Consider the following 18209-nt stretch of genomic DNA (forward strand, 5'->3'; position numbering starts at 1 on the left):
ATATTTTTACTTTTAGAAACTCAAAATTATGATATCAATAAAAACGCTAGGTCAGTTCATTATTGAAAAACAAGCTGACTTTCCTTACGCCAAAGGCGAACTTTCCCGTTTATTACGTGATATCGGCATCGCAGCCAAAATTGTAAATAGGGAGGTTAACAAAGCAGGATTAGTGGATATTCTGGGTACAAATGGTGATAGTATCAATGTATTTGGGGAAAATCAAAAGAAATTGGATGTTTACGCTGATGAGCAGTTTATCTCCGCATTAAAAAGTGGTGGTGAATGCTGTTTTGTGGCATCCGAAGAACAAGAAGAAGGTGTAGTATTAACTGACGCTGGTATTTCTAAAAATGCTAAATATATCGTTTGTATAGATCCTTTGGATGGCAGCTCGAATATTGAAGTGAATGTTTCTGTAGGAACAATTTTTTCTATCTATCGGCGAAAAAGTGCAGTTGGTGAAGATATTACGGAGGATGATTACTTACAAACTGGTTTAGAACAAGTAGCGGCTGGTTATATTATCTACGGATCATCGACGATGTTGGTGTATACTACAGGGAAAGGCGTCAATGGTTTTACTTTAGATCCATCAATAGGTGAATTTTGTCTTTCGCATCCGAATATGAAAATTCCTGAGACAGGAAAAATCTATTCTATTAATGAAGGAAACTATATAAAATTTCCACAAGGAATTAAAAACTACATTAAATATTGCCAAGAAGAAGATAAAGAAACTTATAGACCGTATACATCCCGTTATATTGGTTCAATGGTAGCTGATATTCACCGCAATTTGTTAATGGGAGGAGTATTTATTTATCCGCAAACAGCTGCGCAGCCAAACGGAAAACTAAGATTGATGTACGAATGTAATCCTATTTCTTTTATTATCGAGCAAGCAGGAGGAAAGGCTTCAACAGGGGGCGAACGTATCTTAGAATTAAAACCTACAGAATTACATCAACGCGTTCCTGCCATAATCGGTAGCACAAAGATGGTGGATAAAGTGCTGGAATTTTTGAATTAACCTAAGCTATCTCGAACTTCTAGTAAGAAAGTTTTCAAACGCTCAAGAGAATCGACAACACGTTGGTTCTCTTTTGCTTCTGATTTATTTGCTTTCAAATACTCACGAGCACCCTGTAGCGTATATCCCTTGTCTTTTACGAGGTTGAAGATGATTTTCAAGTTAGCAATATCTTCTTGAGTGAATAGACGATTACCTTTTTTATTCTTCTTTGGTTGAAGAATATCAAATTCACGCTCATAAAAACGAATCTGAGAAGCATTGACACCAAACATTTCAGTGACTTCTCCCATTGTATAGTACAATTTATTTATTTCTCGTTCTTTGTAAGGCATACCCGTGACTTGTTTTTCTTAAAGATAACAAATATACAATCTATGATTCAAATATTAAAGTTAGGAATAATTGTTGTAAATTAAGGAGGATACTTATCAAGATGAAAGGGAAAATATTCGTGAGTAAGTTTTGGACTAAAGTCTTTTCTTTTGGGAAGGCTGATGCAATTACTATTTTTCCATTTATATTTTTGCGGCAAAGAGGATTAAAATCGAATAGAATCCTTCTAAACCACGAAAGTATTCATCTTTTCCAAGCTTTAGAGTTGCTTGTTTTCCCATTCTATATTTGGTATTTGAGTGAGTTTTTAATCCGATTTATTCAGTATCGAAACTTTGATAAAGCTTATCGCAATATTTGTTTTGAAAGGGAAGCATACGCAAATCAAGAAAACGAAAATTATCTGAAGAAACGTAGGATTTGGAATTTTTGGAAATATATATAAAAGACAAAGGTCATTCTGAATAAAATGACCTTTGTTGTAAGTTGTTATTTTACCAACTTCAAGAAAGTAGAAACTTTGTCTTTCAGTTGTCTTCTATCTACTATAAAATCTAAGAAACCGTGTTCTAAAACGAATTCCGAAGTTTGGAAACCTTTAGGAAGGTCTTTTTTGATTGTTTCTTTGATAACGCGAGGACCAGCGAAACCGATTAAAGCACCAGGTTCTGCAATATTAATGTCACCCAACATTGCGTATGAAGCTGTCACACCACCTGTAGTAGGGTCAGTCAACAAACAGATATAAGGCAATTGCGCTTTACTTAATAAAGCCAATTTTGCTGAAGTTTTAGCCATTTGCATCAATGAGAATGCAGCTTCCATCATACGCGCACCACCTGATTTTGAAATCAACATAAATGGTAATTTATGTTCTAAACAGTAGTCAATAGAACGCGCAATTTTTTCACCAACTACCGAACCCATAGAACCACCAATAAAGTTAAAGTCCATACACGCGATAACGATGTCTTGCCCGTTTAATTTACCATGACCAGAACGTAGAGCATCCTTAAGGCCTGTTTTCTTTTGGCTTTCAACCAAACGTTCGTGATAAGGTTTGCTGTCAACGAAATTTAAAGGATCACCCGCAGTTAGATTAGGAAATAATTCTGTAAACTGATTGTCGTCAAATAAAATAGAAAAATATGCTGCAGAACCAATACGGATGTGGTAATCACAATACTGACACACGTATTTGTTCTCGATTTGTTCAATATTCAAAAGAGGTTTTTTACAATTGGGACACTTATCCCACATCCCATCAGGAGCCTCTTTTTTGTTTGCTGTTGCAGTTCTAATACCTGCAGTACTTCTTTTAAACCAACTCATACAATAGTGTTTATTCGAACTACAAATAAACAAAAAGATATGCTAAAAGTAAAACTAAAAGGCTAAAAGTGATAAAGGAATTCAGGCTGGAACAGAAAAGTATAGACACAAAAAATGGGCAAGCTCCCTTTATCGCACCGCTCAACCTAATACCCTTGCTATGTTCCCATCCTGGGGGAGTCAAAGGGAGCTGGTCGTAAAGGACTTACCCACCACAAAAGTAGGAAAATTTTGAGATTTTCAAAAGTAAATCACACTAATCTTCCTATCGTACTGATGTTCAGTTGGAAAAATTACATTTTGCTTTCATCGTATTCACCTTTAAGCGCAAAATAACCGAAGATACCTAGCCCTATGGACACAATGGGTGTTAGAATAAACACAATAATTAGCCCAAAAACTAAATCTTCTTGGTGTCCGGTTTGTAATTTTGGAAAGCCAAATTGTACAATACAGAAATATGCAGTAGCTAATGCTAATATGATCCAAACTATGCCTAATATTTTTTTCAAAAATTCCATTCTATTGATTTTTAGCGTAAATACTTTTATTGATATACAATGAACCGATGATAAAACATACGGCCGAAATAATAATAGGATACCACAATCCAGCTAAATAGTATTCTGCATCATTTTGGGTCTGTGCATTTGTTGCCAAATACGTGGAAACAGCAGGTAACAACCCTCCAAATACGCCATTTCCGATGTGGTATGGTAAAGACATGGATGTATAGCGAATCTTTACAGGGAATATTTCAACCAAGAAGGCTGCGATTGGGCCATATACTAATGTGATATAAATAATCTGGATAAAAATGAGCAATATAAGGAACACATAATTACTGCCTGATATGGTAATATTTTGTTTTGTAGATATGGAATTCTTTATACTGTTAGAAATGTGTTTGGTGGTTGTAGTAGTCAGAATAGTTCCATCTGTATAATGTGATTTATGCGTAATGATTTCGTCCTTTCCACTTTCGGTTTTTACTTCTTCAAAAAATTCTTCTTTCTGAGCTACTATTTCTTCTTTGTTAGCCACATTGGTGATTTGATACATCTGTTCGTAAATAGGACGATAAGTTAGTAAAGCTAAAGCCATACCGGTAAGCATTACCCATTTGCGTCCTACTTTGTCGGATAGCCATCCAAAAATGATAAAAAATGGTGTTCCACACAGTAAGGCTATTCCTAAGATCATGTCTGCTTGATCAGTATGCAAATGCATGACCGTTTTCATAAAGCTCATGGAATAGAACTGTCCGGTATACCAAACCACGCCTTGTCCCATTGCCGCTCCAAACAAGGCAAGTAATACAAATTTTAGATTATATTTATTACCAAAACTTTCTTTTAAAGGGTTTTTGGAGGTTTTACCTTCAGATTTCGCTTGCTTAAATTCAGGAGACTCATCCATATTTTTACGAATCAGATAGGATACATACACCATGAAAAGTGACAATAAGAAAGGTACACGCCATCCCCAACTATCAAATTGCTCTTCATCCATCAAAGTGCGCGTCACTAAAATCACGATTAAGGATATAAAAAGGCCGAAAGTAGCCGTAGTTTGTATCCATGAGGTCCAATAGCCGCGTTGTCCTTTAGGACTGTGTTCCGCAACATACGTAGCTGCCCCGCCATATTCTCCCCCTAAAGCTAGCCCTTGCAGTAAACGCAAGATCAAAACTAAAAAAGGAGCCCAAAATCCTATGGTTTCGTAGCTGGGAATACAACCAATTAGGAATGTTGCACCGCCCATTAACATCAAGGTAACCATAAACGTGTATTTCCGTCCAATAAGGTCGCCTAATCGTCCAAAAAATAATGCTCCAAAAGGTCTTACCACGAAGCCTGCCGCAAAAGTGGCTAAAGTGGACAAGAAGGCTGCTGTAGGATTATCAGTTGGGAAGAATTTTGTCGATATTACGATCGATAAACTTCCGAAGATAAAAAAGTCGTACCATTCAATGAGCGTCCCAAGGGAGGAGGCCCCAATAACTTTCCAAATACCTTTAGTGGATTGCGTTTCTGTTGTCATAAATGTTTATACAAGGTTAGATTAATTTATATGTTTTTCCAGGTAAGGAGACGATAAGGGATTTCATCTCCATTTCGAGTAAAATAATAGCCAATTTACTTTGTGGCCAGTCACAAAATAAGGCTATGTCGTCAATACTCGCTTTTTCATGTTCTTTGATGTATTCATAAACTTTTTTCTCATCCTTACTCATGTCAGGCGGGATAAGATTTAATTGTTTTGCATGAGCTTTCTTATCTTCTTTGCTCCAATTCATCAGATAAGATAAATCCTCCGCATTGCGAATGAGATGTGCACGATTGGTTTTAATCAAATAATTACAACCTGCAGAATAATCTTGATCAATTCCGCCCGGAAAAGCACAAACATCGCGATTGTATGTATTTGCAATTTCTGCCGTGATTAAAGCTCCGCCTTTAATGGCTGCTTCTACTACTATCGTAACATCTGATAGTCCAGCTATAATACGATTACGCATCGGGAAATTCTGTCGATCTGGGTTTGTGCCAGAAGGAAACTCCGTCAGGAGACCTCCATTCTCTAGCATGCGAGATGCTAATTCTCGATGTGTAGCGGGATAGATTCTGTCCAATCCATGTCCTAATATGCCGATTGTAGGAATATTGTTTTTCAACGATTGTCGATGTGCTAAACTGTCTATGCCATAGGCAAGACCACTTATAATTTGAACATCAAAATCGCTGAGCTGTTGAATAAAATCTTCACAAATACGTTTGCCATAATTTGTAGCATTCCGTGCACCCACTATGCTAATGACACGTGATGGATTGAGCGATGCAGTTCCTTTGTAGTATAATAGGATAGGTGCATCTTCACAATTTTTGAGTCTCTTGGGATAGATTTTATCTTCTATCCACGCGATTTCAATACCATGTTTTTGAATAAAATTGTACTCTTCTTCGGCTTCTTTGAGATAGGATTTGGAGGCTATATTTTCAGCTAGCACTTCTCCAATAGTGGGAATGGCTAACAGCTGCTTCTTCGAACTACGGAAAATTTCTTCTACGGAACCATTGTATGCCAATAACGTACGGCTCAATTTTGGGCCAATACCTTTGATTTTGGTCAATGCAATTTTCTCGAGAATGTTCATAACTGGTGCTTTAAATATAAGGAATACTTTGTTTTTATTCCAAACCTTTAACCCTTTTTCTTGTTAGGAGTGTTACCTTTGTGTATTAAAAATTGATGAGCTATGGAAATGCAAGAACCTTTTGATATAGAAATTAATAATGTAGTCTATTCGGTTTTTCCGGACGAAAAAGACACTTATACCATCTTTAAAGAAGGAAAAGAATATGTTCAGATCATAAAAGATACGGAAACAAGTTGGTTAAAACTTCATCCTGAAACAGGTTTGCCTATGTTTGGAATGGATGAAGAAATAAATAGGATAGGAGCAGAGATTACGAAAGAATTAGGAAGTTAATTTTGGTTAAAATATTAATATCCAGAATCAAAGGGTTGTATCTTTAAGGTATAACCTTTTTTTATGCGCCTTTTTGTTTGTGTTTTCTTTATATCCACTACTTTTCTTTTGAGCTCATTTGAGAAGAAATCATATATTTCCTGTACCTTTTTGGATACACTTAAAAAGGATACCCTAAATATTGATACTGTGGGAATTAGTAAAGCTCTTTCAGCAGAACAAAGATATGAAGCCCGAAAAAAGCAATATCGCACTATTTATATGTGGGGTGATAATAAAAAACCTGTACAAATAAATCCTTTAGGTGGTATAGCAATCAATATAAATAAAATATATAGTCATTTCAGTAAAATTGGAAAGAATTCTAGACGCTTGCAACGCGTATTTGAAAACGAATATAATATAGAAAGAACAGAGGCTCTTTGGAAGCCTTTGACCTTAGATTTGACGAATTTGAAAGGAGATTCTCTTTTTTATTTTCAAATGTATTTCCTGCCACAACCAGGTTTTCTGGAAAATGCAAGCTATTATGAAAAAGTAGAATATGTGGTAAAGAGTATGCGGATATATAGGGATTCAGCAGCAATAATTCATGAGAGAATGAAATTACCGAGATGGAATTCGCTAAAAGAACAATAGCTTCTCCAATCAGAGAAGCTATTGTTTTTATTACATAGGTACATAGACCACATATTTTGTATCGAAGAAATCTTCCTTGAAATAAGAAGACAAAGGATGCAATTCTGCTTTCAACTTCGATTCTTTAATCTCTTCTTTAAGGTCGCCTCCTTTAAGGTAAAGGATGCCGTTAGGAATTCCATTTTTGTCTTTTTTCTCGAATTTATTTCGGATCCAAGGTGTAAATTCTGCTAAGCGAGTTACCGCTCTGGATACCACAAAGTCATATTTGTAATCCAATTGTTCTACGCGCATATGGTCAGCTTCTACATTAGTTAAACCAATTGCTGCTGCCACTTCGCGAACAACTTTAATTTTTTTTCCAATCGAATCCACCAAATGAAATTGCACTTCTGGAAACATAATTGCTAACGGAATACCTGGGAAACCCCCACCGGTTCCAACATCCAAAATGCGAGTGCCAGGAGTAAACTCCGTTACGAATTTTGCAATGCCCAAAGAATGCAATACATGCTTCAAGTATAAACTTTCGATATCCTTACGGGAGATGACATTGATCTGGTCGTTCCAAAAAGGATATACCTCCGCTAATTTAGCGAACTGCTCTTTTTGTTTTTCCGTAAGACGTGGAAAATAGTTGTAAATAATATCTACTGTTGGATTCACGATTCCTTGTATTTTAAATAGTGATAGAAAATAGCTTAGATTTTAAAGCTATTTCCAAGATTTTTGTTTCTTTTTTCGGTTAAATAAACCGTTCAAACAGATGTAAAAATAGTAAAAGACATCCAAAATGAATAACCAAGCTAATAAGTCTTTGACTGCTAGTTTTTTATAAATGGATGAAAATACAATCAACTGGCAGATATAACGAAGAAAGAATATTCCTACGCCAACAAACCATAGTGATGGATAGCAGGCTATACATACAATTAGCATTACATAAAATAAAAAAGCAGTAACTAATTGTGTGCCCAGCATTCGTTGATGCGATTTTTTGTAAAGTACGGAAGCTCCTGCATGTCTTGCTTTTTGTTTATAATAGCTTTTCCAAGTTTCTTTAGGATTTGAGTAGACATGAGCATCGGGATGAATTGCTATATTCACGTTATGTCGAGTAGCATTATGGTTGACAAATAAATCATCATCACCCGATTTGATATGCATGTGTGCATTAAAACCTTTGCCTTTGAAAAATAATGCCTTTAGATAAGAAAGATTACGGCCGACGCCCATATAGGGGTTGCGTTTTAAGACATATGATAAATAACTCATAGCTGTATGCGCCGTTTCAAAACGAATTAGTTTATTTAAAAAACCAGACTTTTTGAAATAGGGTGAATAACCTAAAACAATTTCTTTACCTTCAGAATAGGCTCCAGCGATTTCTTTGAGCCATTGATTACTTTGAGGTTGACAATCGGCATCTGTCATAATCAGCACATCATGCTGAGCAGCTTTTATCCCTAATGTCAATGCGAATTTTTTTGAATTCTTTAATTTGATATGCTCTTTGATGTCCACAATTCGCAGGTGCGGATATTGACGTTTGAAATCTTCTAATACCCATTTTGTCTCATCTGTCGAAAAATCATTTACCACAATGACTTCAAAATTGGGGTAATCCTGCACTAGCACACCGGGTAAAAATTGCTTTAAGTTTTCTTCTTCGTTGTGCGCACAAATTAAAACAGAAACAGGCTGTAGGTTAGTAGAATCTTGATAACTTTTGACTTTGTAAGAAGACAGTTTGCTGTAGACAAATAAGATGTAATACAGTTGTATAAGCAGAAATATGCCTAAAATGCCGTAAAGCAGGTAAGGAATTTTTATAACAATGTCTAAATCAATATTCATATGAAGGTTCAAAGATAGAATGATATTTTCTAAAATTATCATCAAACAGTTAAGAATTGCTAATAAAATAGAGCAGATGCCGTAGGCTCAGATTTTTATAGTATTTTTGCACCTGATTTTTAATAAGTATATGAAATTTACGCTTCAAGCTCAAGATAAACTTTCCAAAGCACGTGCGGGGGTATTAGAGACAGCTCACGGGAAAATTGAAACTCCGATTTTTATGCCTGTAGGAACTGCAGGAACAGTGAAGGCTGTACATCAACATGAATTAGTGAATGATATCCAGGCTCAAATTATTTTAGGAAACACCTATCATTTGTACCTGAGACCAGGATTGGATGTGTTGAATAAAGCAGGAGGATTGCACAAATTCAATGGTTGGGATAAACCTATTTTGACGGATTCGGGAGGTTACCAAGTTTATTCTTTAACTGAAGTACGCAAAATCCGTGAAGAAGGCGTTACTTTCCGTTCCCATGTGGATGGATCAAAACATTTATTTACACCTGAGAATGTAATGGATACCCAACGTATAATCGGTGCCGATATTATTATGGCATTTGATGAGTGTACGCCATATCCTTGTGATTATAACTATGCTCGTCGTTCATTGGATATGACACACCGTTGGTTGAAGCGTTGTTGTGATCGTTTTGATAGTACAGAACCTTTATATGGTTACGATCAGACATTGTTTCCGATTGTTCAAGGTTCGGTATATAAGGACTTGCGTGCGAAATCAGCAGAAGTAATCGCTTCATTTGAGCGCGAAGGTAATGCTATTGGTGGTCTTTCGGTCGGTGAACCAGCTGAAGAAATGTATGCTATGACCGAAGTGGTAACCAATATTCTTCCGAAAGATAAACCAAGATATTTGATGGGTGTGGGTACGCCAATCAATATTTTGGAAAATATTGCTCTTGGTATTGATATGTTTGACTGTGTGATGCCGACACGTAATGCGCGCAATGGTATGCTTTTCACTCGTAATGGTATTATCAATATTAAAAATGAAAAATGGAAAGATGATTTCTCTCCAATCGAGGCTGAAAGTGATTTGATGATGGATCAGGTGTATACAAAAGCATATTTAAGACATTTGATTAAATCCCAAGAAATATTAGGGGCACAAATTGCTTCTTTGCACAACTTGCATTTTTATTTGTGGTTGGTAAAATCAGCTCGAGAGAAAATTGTAGAAGGTACATTCTACGATTGGAAAGAAAAAATGGTTAAAATATTAGGACAACGTCTGTAAACATTTTTACTTTTCAAATATTACTATTTAATTTGAGGCAATGAATATCATCGATCGCTATATCTTCAAGAAATACATGACTACCTTCGTTTTTACGGTAGCCATTTTCATTGTTGTCATTGTGATTTTTGATATTTCGGAGAAACTGGACGACTTCCTGAAAAATAAGGCTTCATTTGTTGATGTGTTGCTTAAATATTACGCATTAGGATCGGTGCCATTTTTCTTGAATATGCTGACGCCATTGATCAACTTCATTGCGGTGATTTTCTTCACTTCTAAGATGGCAGATCAAACGGAAATTGTTCCTATTCTGAATGGCGGTATGAGTTTCAACAGAATGTTGCGACCTTATCTATTTGGTGCAGGAATTATCTTTGCATTTACACTTATTTCCAATCTTTGGATTCTTCCAGCGACGAATCGCATTAAAGTAAATTTTGAAAATGTCTATGTCAAGCCACATAAGGTGAGTACCAACACGACTTCTACCCACATGCAAATTGACAGCAATACCTATGTGTTCATTGAAAATTTTGATACCAAAGCAGCTACAGGCTATAATTTTGTGTTGGAAAAATTTGATGGAATTGAAATGACGGAGAAGCTGATGGCTGATCGTGTAGTTTGGGATTCGACGCAGAACAAATGGCGCATTGAAAATTATACCAATCGTATTATCACAGGGCTCAAAGAGAAAATGGATAAAGGTGATAAACGCGACACCACACTGGATATGTTGCCCAGAGATTTCGAAACGTATGAGAATGTCTTTACAGCGATGACTACCAAAGAGTTGAATGAGCGTATCACCAAGGAAGAAACCCGAGGTACAGGCATGATGACGGATTTGCTTTTAGAAAAGTATAAACGTTGGATCAGTCCTTTTGCGGCATTTATATTGACCATGATGGGTGTAGCGTTATCTTCAAAGAAAGTCCGCGGTGGTATCGGTTTAAGTTTGGGTATTGGTATTGGTTTGAGTTTTACTTTCTTAGTACTGAATCAGTTTACGACGATGTTTGCCTTAAAGGGCGGTTTTCCTCCTTTGTTAGCCGTGCTTACACCAAGCATTATGTTTTTAATCTTAACACTTATTTTGCTCAAAAAGGCGCCAAAATAATTTATCTATGAATTTTTTTACTCGCAATCGTAATTTGTTAATATTACATTTTACGGTGCTTATCTGGGGCTTCACAGGAGTCCTTGGTTCTCTAATTTCTACACCCGCTCTTCAATTGGTTTGGTATCGTGTGTTGATTGCAGCGGTCACCTTAATCGGTTATCATTTAATTATTCGGGAAAAAATCCTAGTCCCAACGCGAGATATTCTTAAGTTTATGGGGGTAGGCTTATTGGTGGGGTTACACTGGGTATTATTTTTCCAAGCAATAAAAGTTTCCACCGTTTCGGTGACATTAGTGTCCCTATCATCCTTGACGTTATTTACATCCATCTTGGAACCGTTGTTCTATAAACGCAAATTATCCGTAGGCGATATTGTGGTAGGATTAGTTATCATCTTAGGAATATACTTGATTTTCAAATTTGAGTTTAAATATTGGTTAGGGATATCATTAGGTTTAGCTGCAGCATTGTGTGCAAGTGTGTTTTCTATCCTGAATGGAAAGATGGTTCAGAAAACCAAACCGAGCATTATTACTCAATATGAAATGATTGGTGCGTTTTTAGGTGTGTCTGTTGTGCTGCTAGCTACAGGGCAGTTTGATCAACATATGCTATTGTCTACTTCTGATTTCGTGTATTTATTTCTTTTAGGCTCTGTTTGTACAGCGTTAGCTTATGTACTGGGTGTTGCTGTGATGAAAGAGTTGTCCGCTTTTACGGTGGCGTTGGTGACGAATTTAGAACCTGTATATGGGATTATGTTGGCTTTCTTCTTTTTGGGAAGTACAGAGAAAATGAGTGCCGGCTTTTATGCTGGAGCAATTATTATATTGGGTGCGGTATTTATTTATCCTACATTGAAAACAAAACTTCAGCAATTAAAAGCTGCTTAATAAAACAAATAAGTCTGATTCATCATCGGACTTATTTGTTTATTTCGTTTCTTCTTCCGTGTCGGCGATTTGATCAGGTTCATCTCCACATATGACAGACAGATCGACTTGCTTCTCGTTTTTTAATTCGTGTGTTTCTTTATCATACATACCGTTAAGTTCATCGACAATGGTATCTTTCCAAAGTGGTGTTCCCGTAAAGTAAGCAGCACGTCCAATCATGTGTGCAGCAATAGGAGAGGTTATTATTAAGAAAAAGGTAATGGCGAGAGCTTTGGTACTTACCGAAATATCAGGGAAGATAATAGCTGCACAAAATAACAATAAACCCACACCCAATGTCGCGGCTTTTACCGTAACCGAAAGTCGCAGATAAAAATCGGGCATTCTTAATATTCCCAACGAAGCAAAAAATATCGCAAAAGCACCTACCGTGCTTAATATTCCTATTATAATATTAATCATCTTCTCTTTTTTCTATGTAAAATGAAAAGGCAACCGTGCCCAAAAAGGCGATCAGTGCCAACATTATCGCCACATCCAATAATACTTTTTGGTTAGAACGGATGGTAAAAATCGTAATGATCCCAATACCAATGGTGATGATGAGATCCAAGGCAATTACGCGGTCAACGACCTTTGGACCTTTAATCAAACGAATAAATACCAAAATAACGGATATCGTTAATATCGGTAGGATGAAATAATCAAAATACTTTTCTAATGTCATCGTATAGCCTCCAATAATCTTCTTTCTAACCCAGTCTTCATATCACGCACAAATTTCTCTGGATTATTGAGATACATCACATGGATGTACATCGTTTTTTTGTCTTCACTGATGTCAATTATCAACGTTCCCGGTGTTAGCGAAATCATTGTAGACAGCAAGTTTATTTCTGTATCAGTTCTAGCATTCAAAGGGAATTTTACTATTCCAGGTTTCATAAAGTACTTGGGAGTCATTACATCATATGCGACTTGCACATTTGCTTTTATCATTTCCCAGATGAAATAGAATATAAAACTTATTATACGCGGCACTTTAGAAAAGTAACTTCGGTCACCATCCGTGCGGTTCATGACCCATAGAATTCCGAATCCAAGCATAAACCCAAATACAAAATTCGTATAATACATGGAACCTGTTAGTGCTACCCAGATAAACGATAGCAGTAAGTTCATCAAAAACTGTTTAATCATACTACTAATTTTGTTTTCCCAAAACCGCTTCTACATAACTCGAGGTGTCGACCAATTGACTGGCAATTTGATCCACCAATTTGACTACAACTTCTGCATTTATCCCTATGAATACGGTTGCTATTGCCAATAATGCAATGGGCATTACCAATAATATTCTTCTTGCCAAAGGCATAGGGTTGTATTTGTCTTCTATATTTACATCTGAAGGAACATCTTTCCAAAATACTTCTGACCACATTCGAGCGATGACGAATAGGGTTACGAAACTTCCTAAAACTAATGCTGCGACAAAAGCATATTCGCTAATATTAAATGCCTCTTTGAATAGAAATACTTTAGGCCAAAAACCTGATAAAGGTGGAATTCCTACTAATGAAAATAATACCAATGCAATTAATAATGATATTTTAGGATACTGCGCATAGATTCCACCCAAGGATTTCATATCCATCGTTCCACGCATTTGGCGAATGAGGCCAGCAATCAAAAACATATTGGTTTTCACCAAAATATCATGGAATAAATAGAATACAGTTCCCATCAAAGCTACTTTAGTGAACATTCCAATACCACCAATCATAAAGCCTATATGGCAAACAATTAGATAAGAGAACAATCTTCTAATGTTTAATTTTATTAATGCACCTAAGCTTCCTGTAACAATAGTGAGAACAGCTAATATCATTAAAAGATTACGTGTGAATTCATCAGGAATAAATATCAAACTAAATACACGCAACATGGCATAAATACCTACTTTGGTTAAAAGTCCGCCAAACGTAGCGGCAACAGCCGAAGGTGGGGTGTGGTAAGAGGATGGCAACCAATAGTATAATGGAAAAACCGCTGATTTGATACCAAATCCTAATAAAAAGAACATTGAAGTGATACCAATCAAAAACTGATTATTTACCAATTTTATCTTTTGGGAAAGATCGGCCATATTCAAAGAACCTGTTATTCCATATAGGATTCCTATTCCCGTTAGGAAAAAAGTAGAGGCTAAGATGTTTAATGCCATATATTTAACGGCTCCTTCAAGCTGTGTTTTTCTTCCTCCTAAAGTCATGAGTACAAAAGAAGAAATGATAATCACCTCAAACCAAACATAAAGGTTGAAGATATCACCCGTCAGAAAAGCACCATTCAATCCCATGACCAAAAAGTGGAAAATCGGAAAGTACCCATATAGCATTCGCTGTCTATTAATTCCAGTTGAGGAAAATAATGAAACGGCTAAACCCGCCAAAGAGGTAATCAATACCAGCGTACTACTCAACAGGTCGGCTACAAAAACAATCCCAAATGGAGATTCCCAATTGGAAGCATTCATCGTCAAAATTCCTTGGTCTTGTACTTTTGACAGTAATCGAATAGCCACTAAAACACCAAGAAATGAACCAATACCGCTAATGTACCGTTGTGTGACTGTTTTACGCCAAGCTATTAATTGTAGTATAGCAGTAAATAAATGTATAAATACCGGACCTAAAATGTGATTGTCAATCATATATCTTCCTCCTCCGGTGTATTTAAATCGTCCAAATCATCCGAATCAACCAGCGCATATACACGCTTCAATAACACAATAGCGAATGCCGTCAAGGCGAAACTGATTACGATAGCGGTCAATATTAAGGCTTGAGGAATAGGATCGGCATAGCTATCTTGAAACATTTTTAGGGCTTCATCGATAACAGGAGGTTTCCCTTTTGTAATTCCTCCTAACAAGAAAATCAAAATGTTTGCGCCAGTGCCCAAAAACATAATACCTAAGAGAAGTTTCACCATACTCCTCCTTAGTATCAGGTACACACCAGCACCATATAGTAATCCAATTAATATGATAAGTAATAACTCCATTAACGTTTTTCTTCTAAATTATTTAATGAAATAGTGAAAAGAATCGTTAACACCACCCCAATAACTACCAAATATACACCCAAGTCAAAAAATAAAGAAGACCCAATCATTCCGATGAAAGGAATAGGTTCTTCAAACCATAAGCCAGTCATAGGGGGATACCCCAATAATAAAGGTAGTGTAACGCTCAAAGCTGAAATAGCCAATCCTGTAGGAATAAGGGATAGAGGCTTTCTTTTCAAAATCTTCATAGTTTCCTCTGGTCCATTAGCGAAACTATGCAATACAAATGCAATGGATGCCACCAATCCTCCAACAAATCCTCCTCCCGGGTAATAATGTCCACGAAGTAATAGGAAGAAAGAAAACAGTAACAGTATTGGCAACAAATATTTAGTTGCAGATTGTAATATGGGACTTTTCATTATTCTTTCTCCGACGATTTTAAACGTAAACGAATCAAACTATACACACCTAATGCAGCAATACTTAATACGACTGTCTCAAACATCGTATCGATACCTCTAAAGTCAACCAATATGACATTCACTACGTTCTTACCTTTTGCTAATAAATAAGCATTTTCCCCATAGAAATCCGAAATTTCTGTGGAAATAGGTTCGGACCATACTTTGAACGCTACCAAGGATAGTATTATACCAAATCCAGCTGCTACTAAAGCGTCACGAACCAAAACAGTATTACTTGTCAAGTTGACAAATGGTGGTAATTTATAAAGTACTAACACGAATAATACGGTTGTCAATGTATCAATAGTAAATTGAGTCATTGCCAAATCTGGAGCACTGTAGATTACAAAAATCAAACAGATACAATAGCCGATAACACTCATAGCCACTACAGCTGTTAGTCTAGAAGCTGCTGTTACTACAATATAAACAGCTCCAATTAATATGAGTACAATCGCTACTTCATACATGTCGGGATAAGTCAAACTCCAAACATCCAATTTACTTGGTCCGCTCAGCCATAACCTATAAGCAAGAAGGGCTTCTGCGAAAAGAATAATTTTAAGATGATACGATCGTAAATATCCGTTGTGGAAAATATTAGTGTACCACTGTCCAAAACGAATAATATCGTTAGCATAACCTGTGATTATACGTTGTGGAGAGATAGAATTTAATTTTTCTACGGCTTGTAATTTAGCTTGACTTGGCTTATTGATTAGGAAAACAATTGTTCCGAGTACCAGTGTTACCAAACTTAAAATAAAGACCGTATTAAACCCATGCCATATTTTAAGGTGAGCGGAAGTTTCATTTCCCCAAATTGCATTGGAAGCTGCATTGGTGATAAAATCTCCTGCAACGGCCGGAAGAAGACCGAAAACAATACCTAATAAAGCCAGTAAAAGCGGAGGAATCCACATCGATTTGTACGGCAAATGAACTTTTTCAAACGCTTGAGGTAATTCTCCAATAAAGGGTTTAATACCTGCCATGAAACCTGCAGCTACTAAGCCAACATTAGTCATAACTGCTGCTCCTGTCAGTATCCAAACCCATTCTGGTAAATTGTAATTTAAAGTAGCTTCATAGATTAGATCCTTTCCAATAAACCCAAATGTTAAGAAAGGAAAACCTGCGCTGGATAATGCTGCTAAAATACCTGCAACAGCAACAGGGCCTAATACTTTCCTTAATCCAGATAAAACGGTGATATCACGAGTATGCGTCTCATGATCCACAATACCCGTGACCATGAATAATGTAGCTTTGTACAGCGCATGAACTAAAATAAATACTGCGGCAGCTATCATCGCTTCCAGTGTGCCGACACCCAGCAAGAATGTTAAAACACCTAAAGCCGAAATGGTCGAATATGCCAGAATAGCTTTCATATCTATACGAAACAACGAATGTATAGAGGCGTACAACATGGTAATTCCTCCTACAAATAATAAGGTCGTGTTCCAATATTCATGACCTCCTAATACTGGAGTGAATCTTGCTAACAGATATATTCCTGCTTTGACCATCGTAGCGGAGTGTAAGTATGCCGATACAGGAGTAGGTGCTTTCATGGCTCCTGGTAGCCAAAAATGAAAAGGGAACTGTGCTGATTTAGTAAAAGCGCCCACAAAAAGTAACCCAATAATTAAAGGGTATTGTTGGTGATTGAGAATTAGATTGCGCTGATCTATTAATTCTGAAATGGTGTATGTACCAGCAATATTTCCTACCAATACTAAAGCTAAAAGAAGAAAGAATCCACCAAACCCTGTTATGCTAAGCGCTGTTAGTGCACTTTTTCTAGAATCCGCATTATCATTATTAAAGCCAATTAAAAAGAAGGAACTAATACTTGTCAATTCCCAAAAAACGAATAACAACAGTAAATTATCCGATAGCACCACTCCGAGCATAGCTGACATGAAAAGCAGCAAATACCCGAAAAAGCGGTCAAAATATGGATGTCCTTTGAGATATGCTCTCCCGTAAAAAAATATACAAGCTCCAATTCCTGTTATTAGTAAGGAAAACAAAAGGGATAGACCATCCAAATGGAAATCAAAATTGACACCTAATGTCGGCACCCAGTCTATATGTTGGACTAAGGATTTTCCAGTTGAAATAATTGGAATTTGAGTAGAAAAATATAAAAATAATAGGGTAGGCAGTATGGGGAGTAAAATACTCCATTTGGCTTTAAATTGCCTGCCGAAAAATATGAGAACTATAGAAAATATTAATCCTGATAATACAGTTAATAGCATTTAATCTTTATTATGGATTTACGGATTTCATAAAAATAGTAAAAATGGACGGTTTTTGAAGGTATAAATTATGAGTTTTCAAATTTCTGTAGTTTAATTACCAATATTTATTTATAAAAGCCAAGAGCTTTGGATACGAATCATTCAAGTCATTATCAAATAAAACATGAAATGAAGTAGGGTATTCAAGGTACGCTGACGGTATATTTAATTGTTTTAATTTTGCGTCCAAATCTTTAGAATGGTCTTTGGGTACAACTGGATCCAAAGCGCCATGAAAAGAAATGGTTGGCTTTCCATTGGTTTTATAAAACGGAGCGTAAACCCCACAGGTCTTTAGCCTGTGGGATGTAAGCGACTAACCCTGATTGAGAATATACTCACGAATAGTATCAGGAGATGCTTCACCTATTGAACAAACAAAATAA

The 18209-nt window shown here is 36.4% G+C and carries 20 protein-coding genes and 1 other RNA gene; 6 read left to right on the forward strand and 15 right to left on the reverse strand.

What is annotated here, in order from left to right; genetic code table 11:
• Positions 1-28: 28 nt before the first annotated feature.
• Positions 29-1033 carry a class 1 fructose-bisphosphatase gene (gene fbp / locus H8B04_RS14115; protein WP_190302764.1) on the forward strand — a complete coding sequence of 335 codons (1005 nt, stop codon included), beginning with the start codon at positions 29-31 and terminating at the stop codon, positions 1031-1033.
• Here the strand turns inward: fbp and H8B04_RS14120 are convergent.
• The 6 genes from H8B04_RS14120 to dprA all read right to left on the reverse strand — a co-directional run bounded on the left by H8B04_RS14120 (position 1030) and on the right by dprA (position 5858).
• Positions 1030-1368, reverse strand: a complete 339-nt coding sequence (locus H8B04_RS14120; protein WP_190302765.1) for a MerR family transcriptional regulator — start codon at positions 1366-1368, stop codon at positions 1030-1032. The genes fbp and H8B04_RS14120 overlap by 4 nt on opposite strands.
• Positions 1369-1858: 490 nt before the next feature.
• Complete coding sequence (gene accD, locus H8B04_RS14125; protein WP_165292195.1) at positions 1859-2701, reverse strand: acetyl-CoA carboxylase, carboxyltransferase subunit beta; 843 nt, start codon at positions 2699-2701, stop codon at positions 1859-1861.
• A 113-nt stretch (positions 2702-2814) separates the two neighbouring features.
• An RNA gene (ffs, locus tag H8B04_RS14130) (signal recognition particle sRNA small type) lies at positions 2815-2912 on the reverse strand.
• Positions 2913-2994: 82 nt separating this feature from the next.
• Entirely contained in the window at positions 2995-3222 is a 228-nt protein-coding gene (locus H8B04_RS14135; RefSeq protein ID WP_190302766.1) for a DUF6814 family protein, read from the reverse strand.
• A gap of 1 nt (position 3223) precedes the next feature.
• Positions 3224-4744: an MFS transporter gene (locus tag H8B04_RS14140; RefSeq protein ID WP_190302767.1), complete on the reverse strand. Its 1521-nt coding sequence runs from the start codon at positions 4742-4744 to the stop codon at positions 3224-3226.
• 16 nt (positions 4745-4760) lie between these two features.
• Positions 4761-5858 carry a DNA-processing protein DprA gene (dprA, locus tag H8B04_RS14145; RefSeq protein WP_190302768.1) on the reverse strand — a complete coding sequence of 366 codons (1098 nt, stop codon included), beginning with the start codon at positions 5856-5858 and terminating at the stop codon, positions 4761-4763.
• Between the two features lie 102 nt (positions 5859-5960).
• Between dprA and H8B04_RS14150 the strand changes: the two genes are divergently transcribed.
• Positions 5961-6194, forward strand: coding sequence for a hypothetical protein (locus H8B04_RS14150; RefSeq protein WP_190302769.1), 234 nt, complete (start codon positions 5961-5963; stop codon positions 6192-6194).
• A gap of 63 nt (positions 6195-6257) precedes the next feature.
• Positions 6258-6833, forward strand: a complete 576-nt coding sequence (locus H8B04_RS14155; RefSeq protein WP_190302770.1) for a hypothetical protein — start codon at positions 6258-6260, stop codon at positions 6831-6833.
• A gap of 30 nt (positions 6834-6863) precedes the next feature.
• On the opposite strand, the gene rsmG is transcribed toward H8B04_RS14155, so the two are convergent.
• On the reverse strand, positions 6864-7499 hold the full coding sequence (rsmG, locus tag H8B04_RS14160; protein WP_190302771.1) for a 16S rRNA (guanine(527)-N(7))-methyltransferase RsmG: 636 nt from the start codon (positions 7497-7499) through the stop codon (positions 6864-6866).
• Positions 7500-7547: 48 nt separating this feature from the next.
• Positions 7548-8690 carry a glycosyltransferase gene (locus tag H8B04_RS14165; RefSeq protein ID WP_190302772.1) on the reverse strand — a complete coding sequence of 381 codons (1143 nt, stop codon included), beginning with the start codon at positions 8688-8690 and terminating at the stop codon, positions 7548-7550.
• Positions 8691-8820: 130 nt separating this feature from the next.
• Here H8B04_RS14165 and tgt point away from each other — a divergent pair, with 130 nt between their 5' ends.
• The 3 genes from tgt to H8B04_RS14180 are packed head-to-tail and all read left to right on the forward strand — an operon-like array spanning position 8821 to position 11972.
• Positions 8821-9951 (forward strand): tRNA guanosine(34) transglycosylase Tgt, encoded by a 1131-nt coding sequence (gene tgt, locus H8B04_RS14170; RefSeq protein ID WP_165292500.1) that lies wholly within the window; start codon positions 8821-8823, stop codon positions 9949-9951.
• Positions 9952-9991: 40 nt separating this feature from the next.
• The gene (locus H8B04_RS14175; RefSeq protein ID WP_190302773.1) at positions 9992-11074 is read left to right on the forward strand and encodes an LptF/LptG family permease; all 1083 of its coding nucleotides are present in this window, start codon (positions 9992-9994) and stop codon (positions 11072-11074) included.
• 7 nt (positions 11075-11081) lie between these two features.
• Positions 11082-11972, forward strand: a complete 891-nt coding sequence (locus tag H8B04_RS14180) for a DMT family transporter (RefSeq protein ID WP_190302774.1) — start codon at positions 11082-11084, stop codon at positions 11970-11972.
• Positions 11973-12011: 39 nt separating this feature from the next.
• On the opposite strand, the gene mnhG is transcribed toward H8B04_RS14180, so the two are convergent.
• Genes mnhG through H8B04_RS14215 form a run of 7 tightly spaced genes read right to left on the reverse strand, consistent with a single transcriptional unit; the run spans position 12012 to position 17781 of the window.
• Positions 12012-12437, reverse strand: a complete 426-nt coding sequence (gene mnhG, locus H8B04_RS14185) for a monovalent cation/H(+) antiporter subunit G (RefSeq protein ID WP_165292497.1) — start codon at positions 12435-12437, stop codon at positions 12012-12014.
• Complete coding sequence (locus H8B04_RS14190; RefSeq protein ID WP_165292496.1) at positions 12430-12702, reverse strand: monovalent cation/H+ antiporter complex subunit F; 273 nt, start codon at positions 12700-12702, stop codon at positions 12430-12432. The genes mnhG and H8B04_RS14190 overlap by 8 nt, the downstream gene beginning before the upstream one ends.
• Positions 12699-13175 carry a Na+/H+ antiporter subunit E gene (locus H8B04_RS14195; RefSeq protein WP_165292495.1) on the reverse strand — a complete coding sequence of 159 codons (477 nt, stop codon included), beginning with the start codon at positions 13173-13175 and terminating at the stop codon, positions 12699-12701. Before H8B04_RS14195 ends, H8B04_RS14190 begins: the two co-directional genes overlap by 4 nt.
• A 4-nt stretch (positions 13176-13179) precedes the next feature.
• Positions 13180-14688 carry a proton-conducting transporter transmembrane domain-containing protein gene (locus H8B04_RS14200; protein ID WP_190302775.1) on the reverse strand — a complete coding sequence of 503 codons (1509 nt, stop codon included), beginning with the start codon at positions 14686-14688 and terminating at the stop codon, positions 13180-13182.
• Positions 14685-15041: a Na+/H+ antiporter subunit C gene (locus tag H8B04_RS14205; protein ID WP_165292493.1), complete on the reverse strand. Its 357-nt coding sequence runs from the start codon at positions 15039-15041 to the stop codon at positions 14685-14687. Before H8B04_RS14205 ends, H8B04_RS14200 begins: the two co-directional genes overlap by 4 nt.
• Entirely contained in the window at positions 15041-15466 is a 426-nt protein-coding gene (locus H8B04_RS14210; RefSeq protein WP_190302776.1) for a Na+/H+ antiporter subunit B, read from the reverse strand. Before H8B04_RS14210 ends, H8B04_RS14205 begins: the two co-directional genes overlap by 1 nt.
• Complete coding sequence (locus H8B04_RS14215; RefSeq protein ID WP_190302777.1) at positions 15466-17781, reverse strand: putative monovalent cation/H+ antiporter subunit A; 2316 nt, start codon at positions 17779-17781, stop codon at positions 15466-15468. Before H8B04_RS14215 ends, H8B04_RS14210 begins: the two co-directional genes overlap by 1 nt.
• Between the last annotated feature and the right edge of the window lie 428 nt (positions 17782-18209).

The sequence above is a fragment of the Sphingobacterium litopenaei genome (assembly GCF_014692495.1).
Taxonomy (GTDB): domain Bacteria; phylum Bacteroidota; class Bacteroidia; order Sphingobacteriales; family Sphingobacteriaceae; genus Sphingobacterium; species Sphingobacterium litopenaei.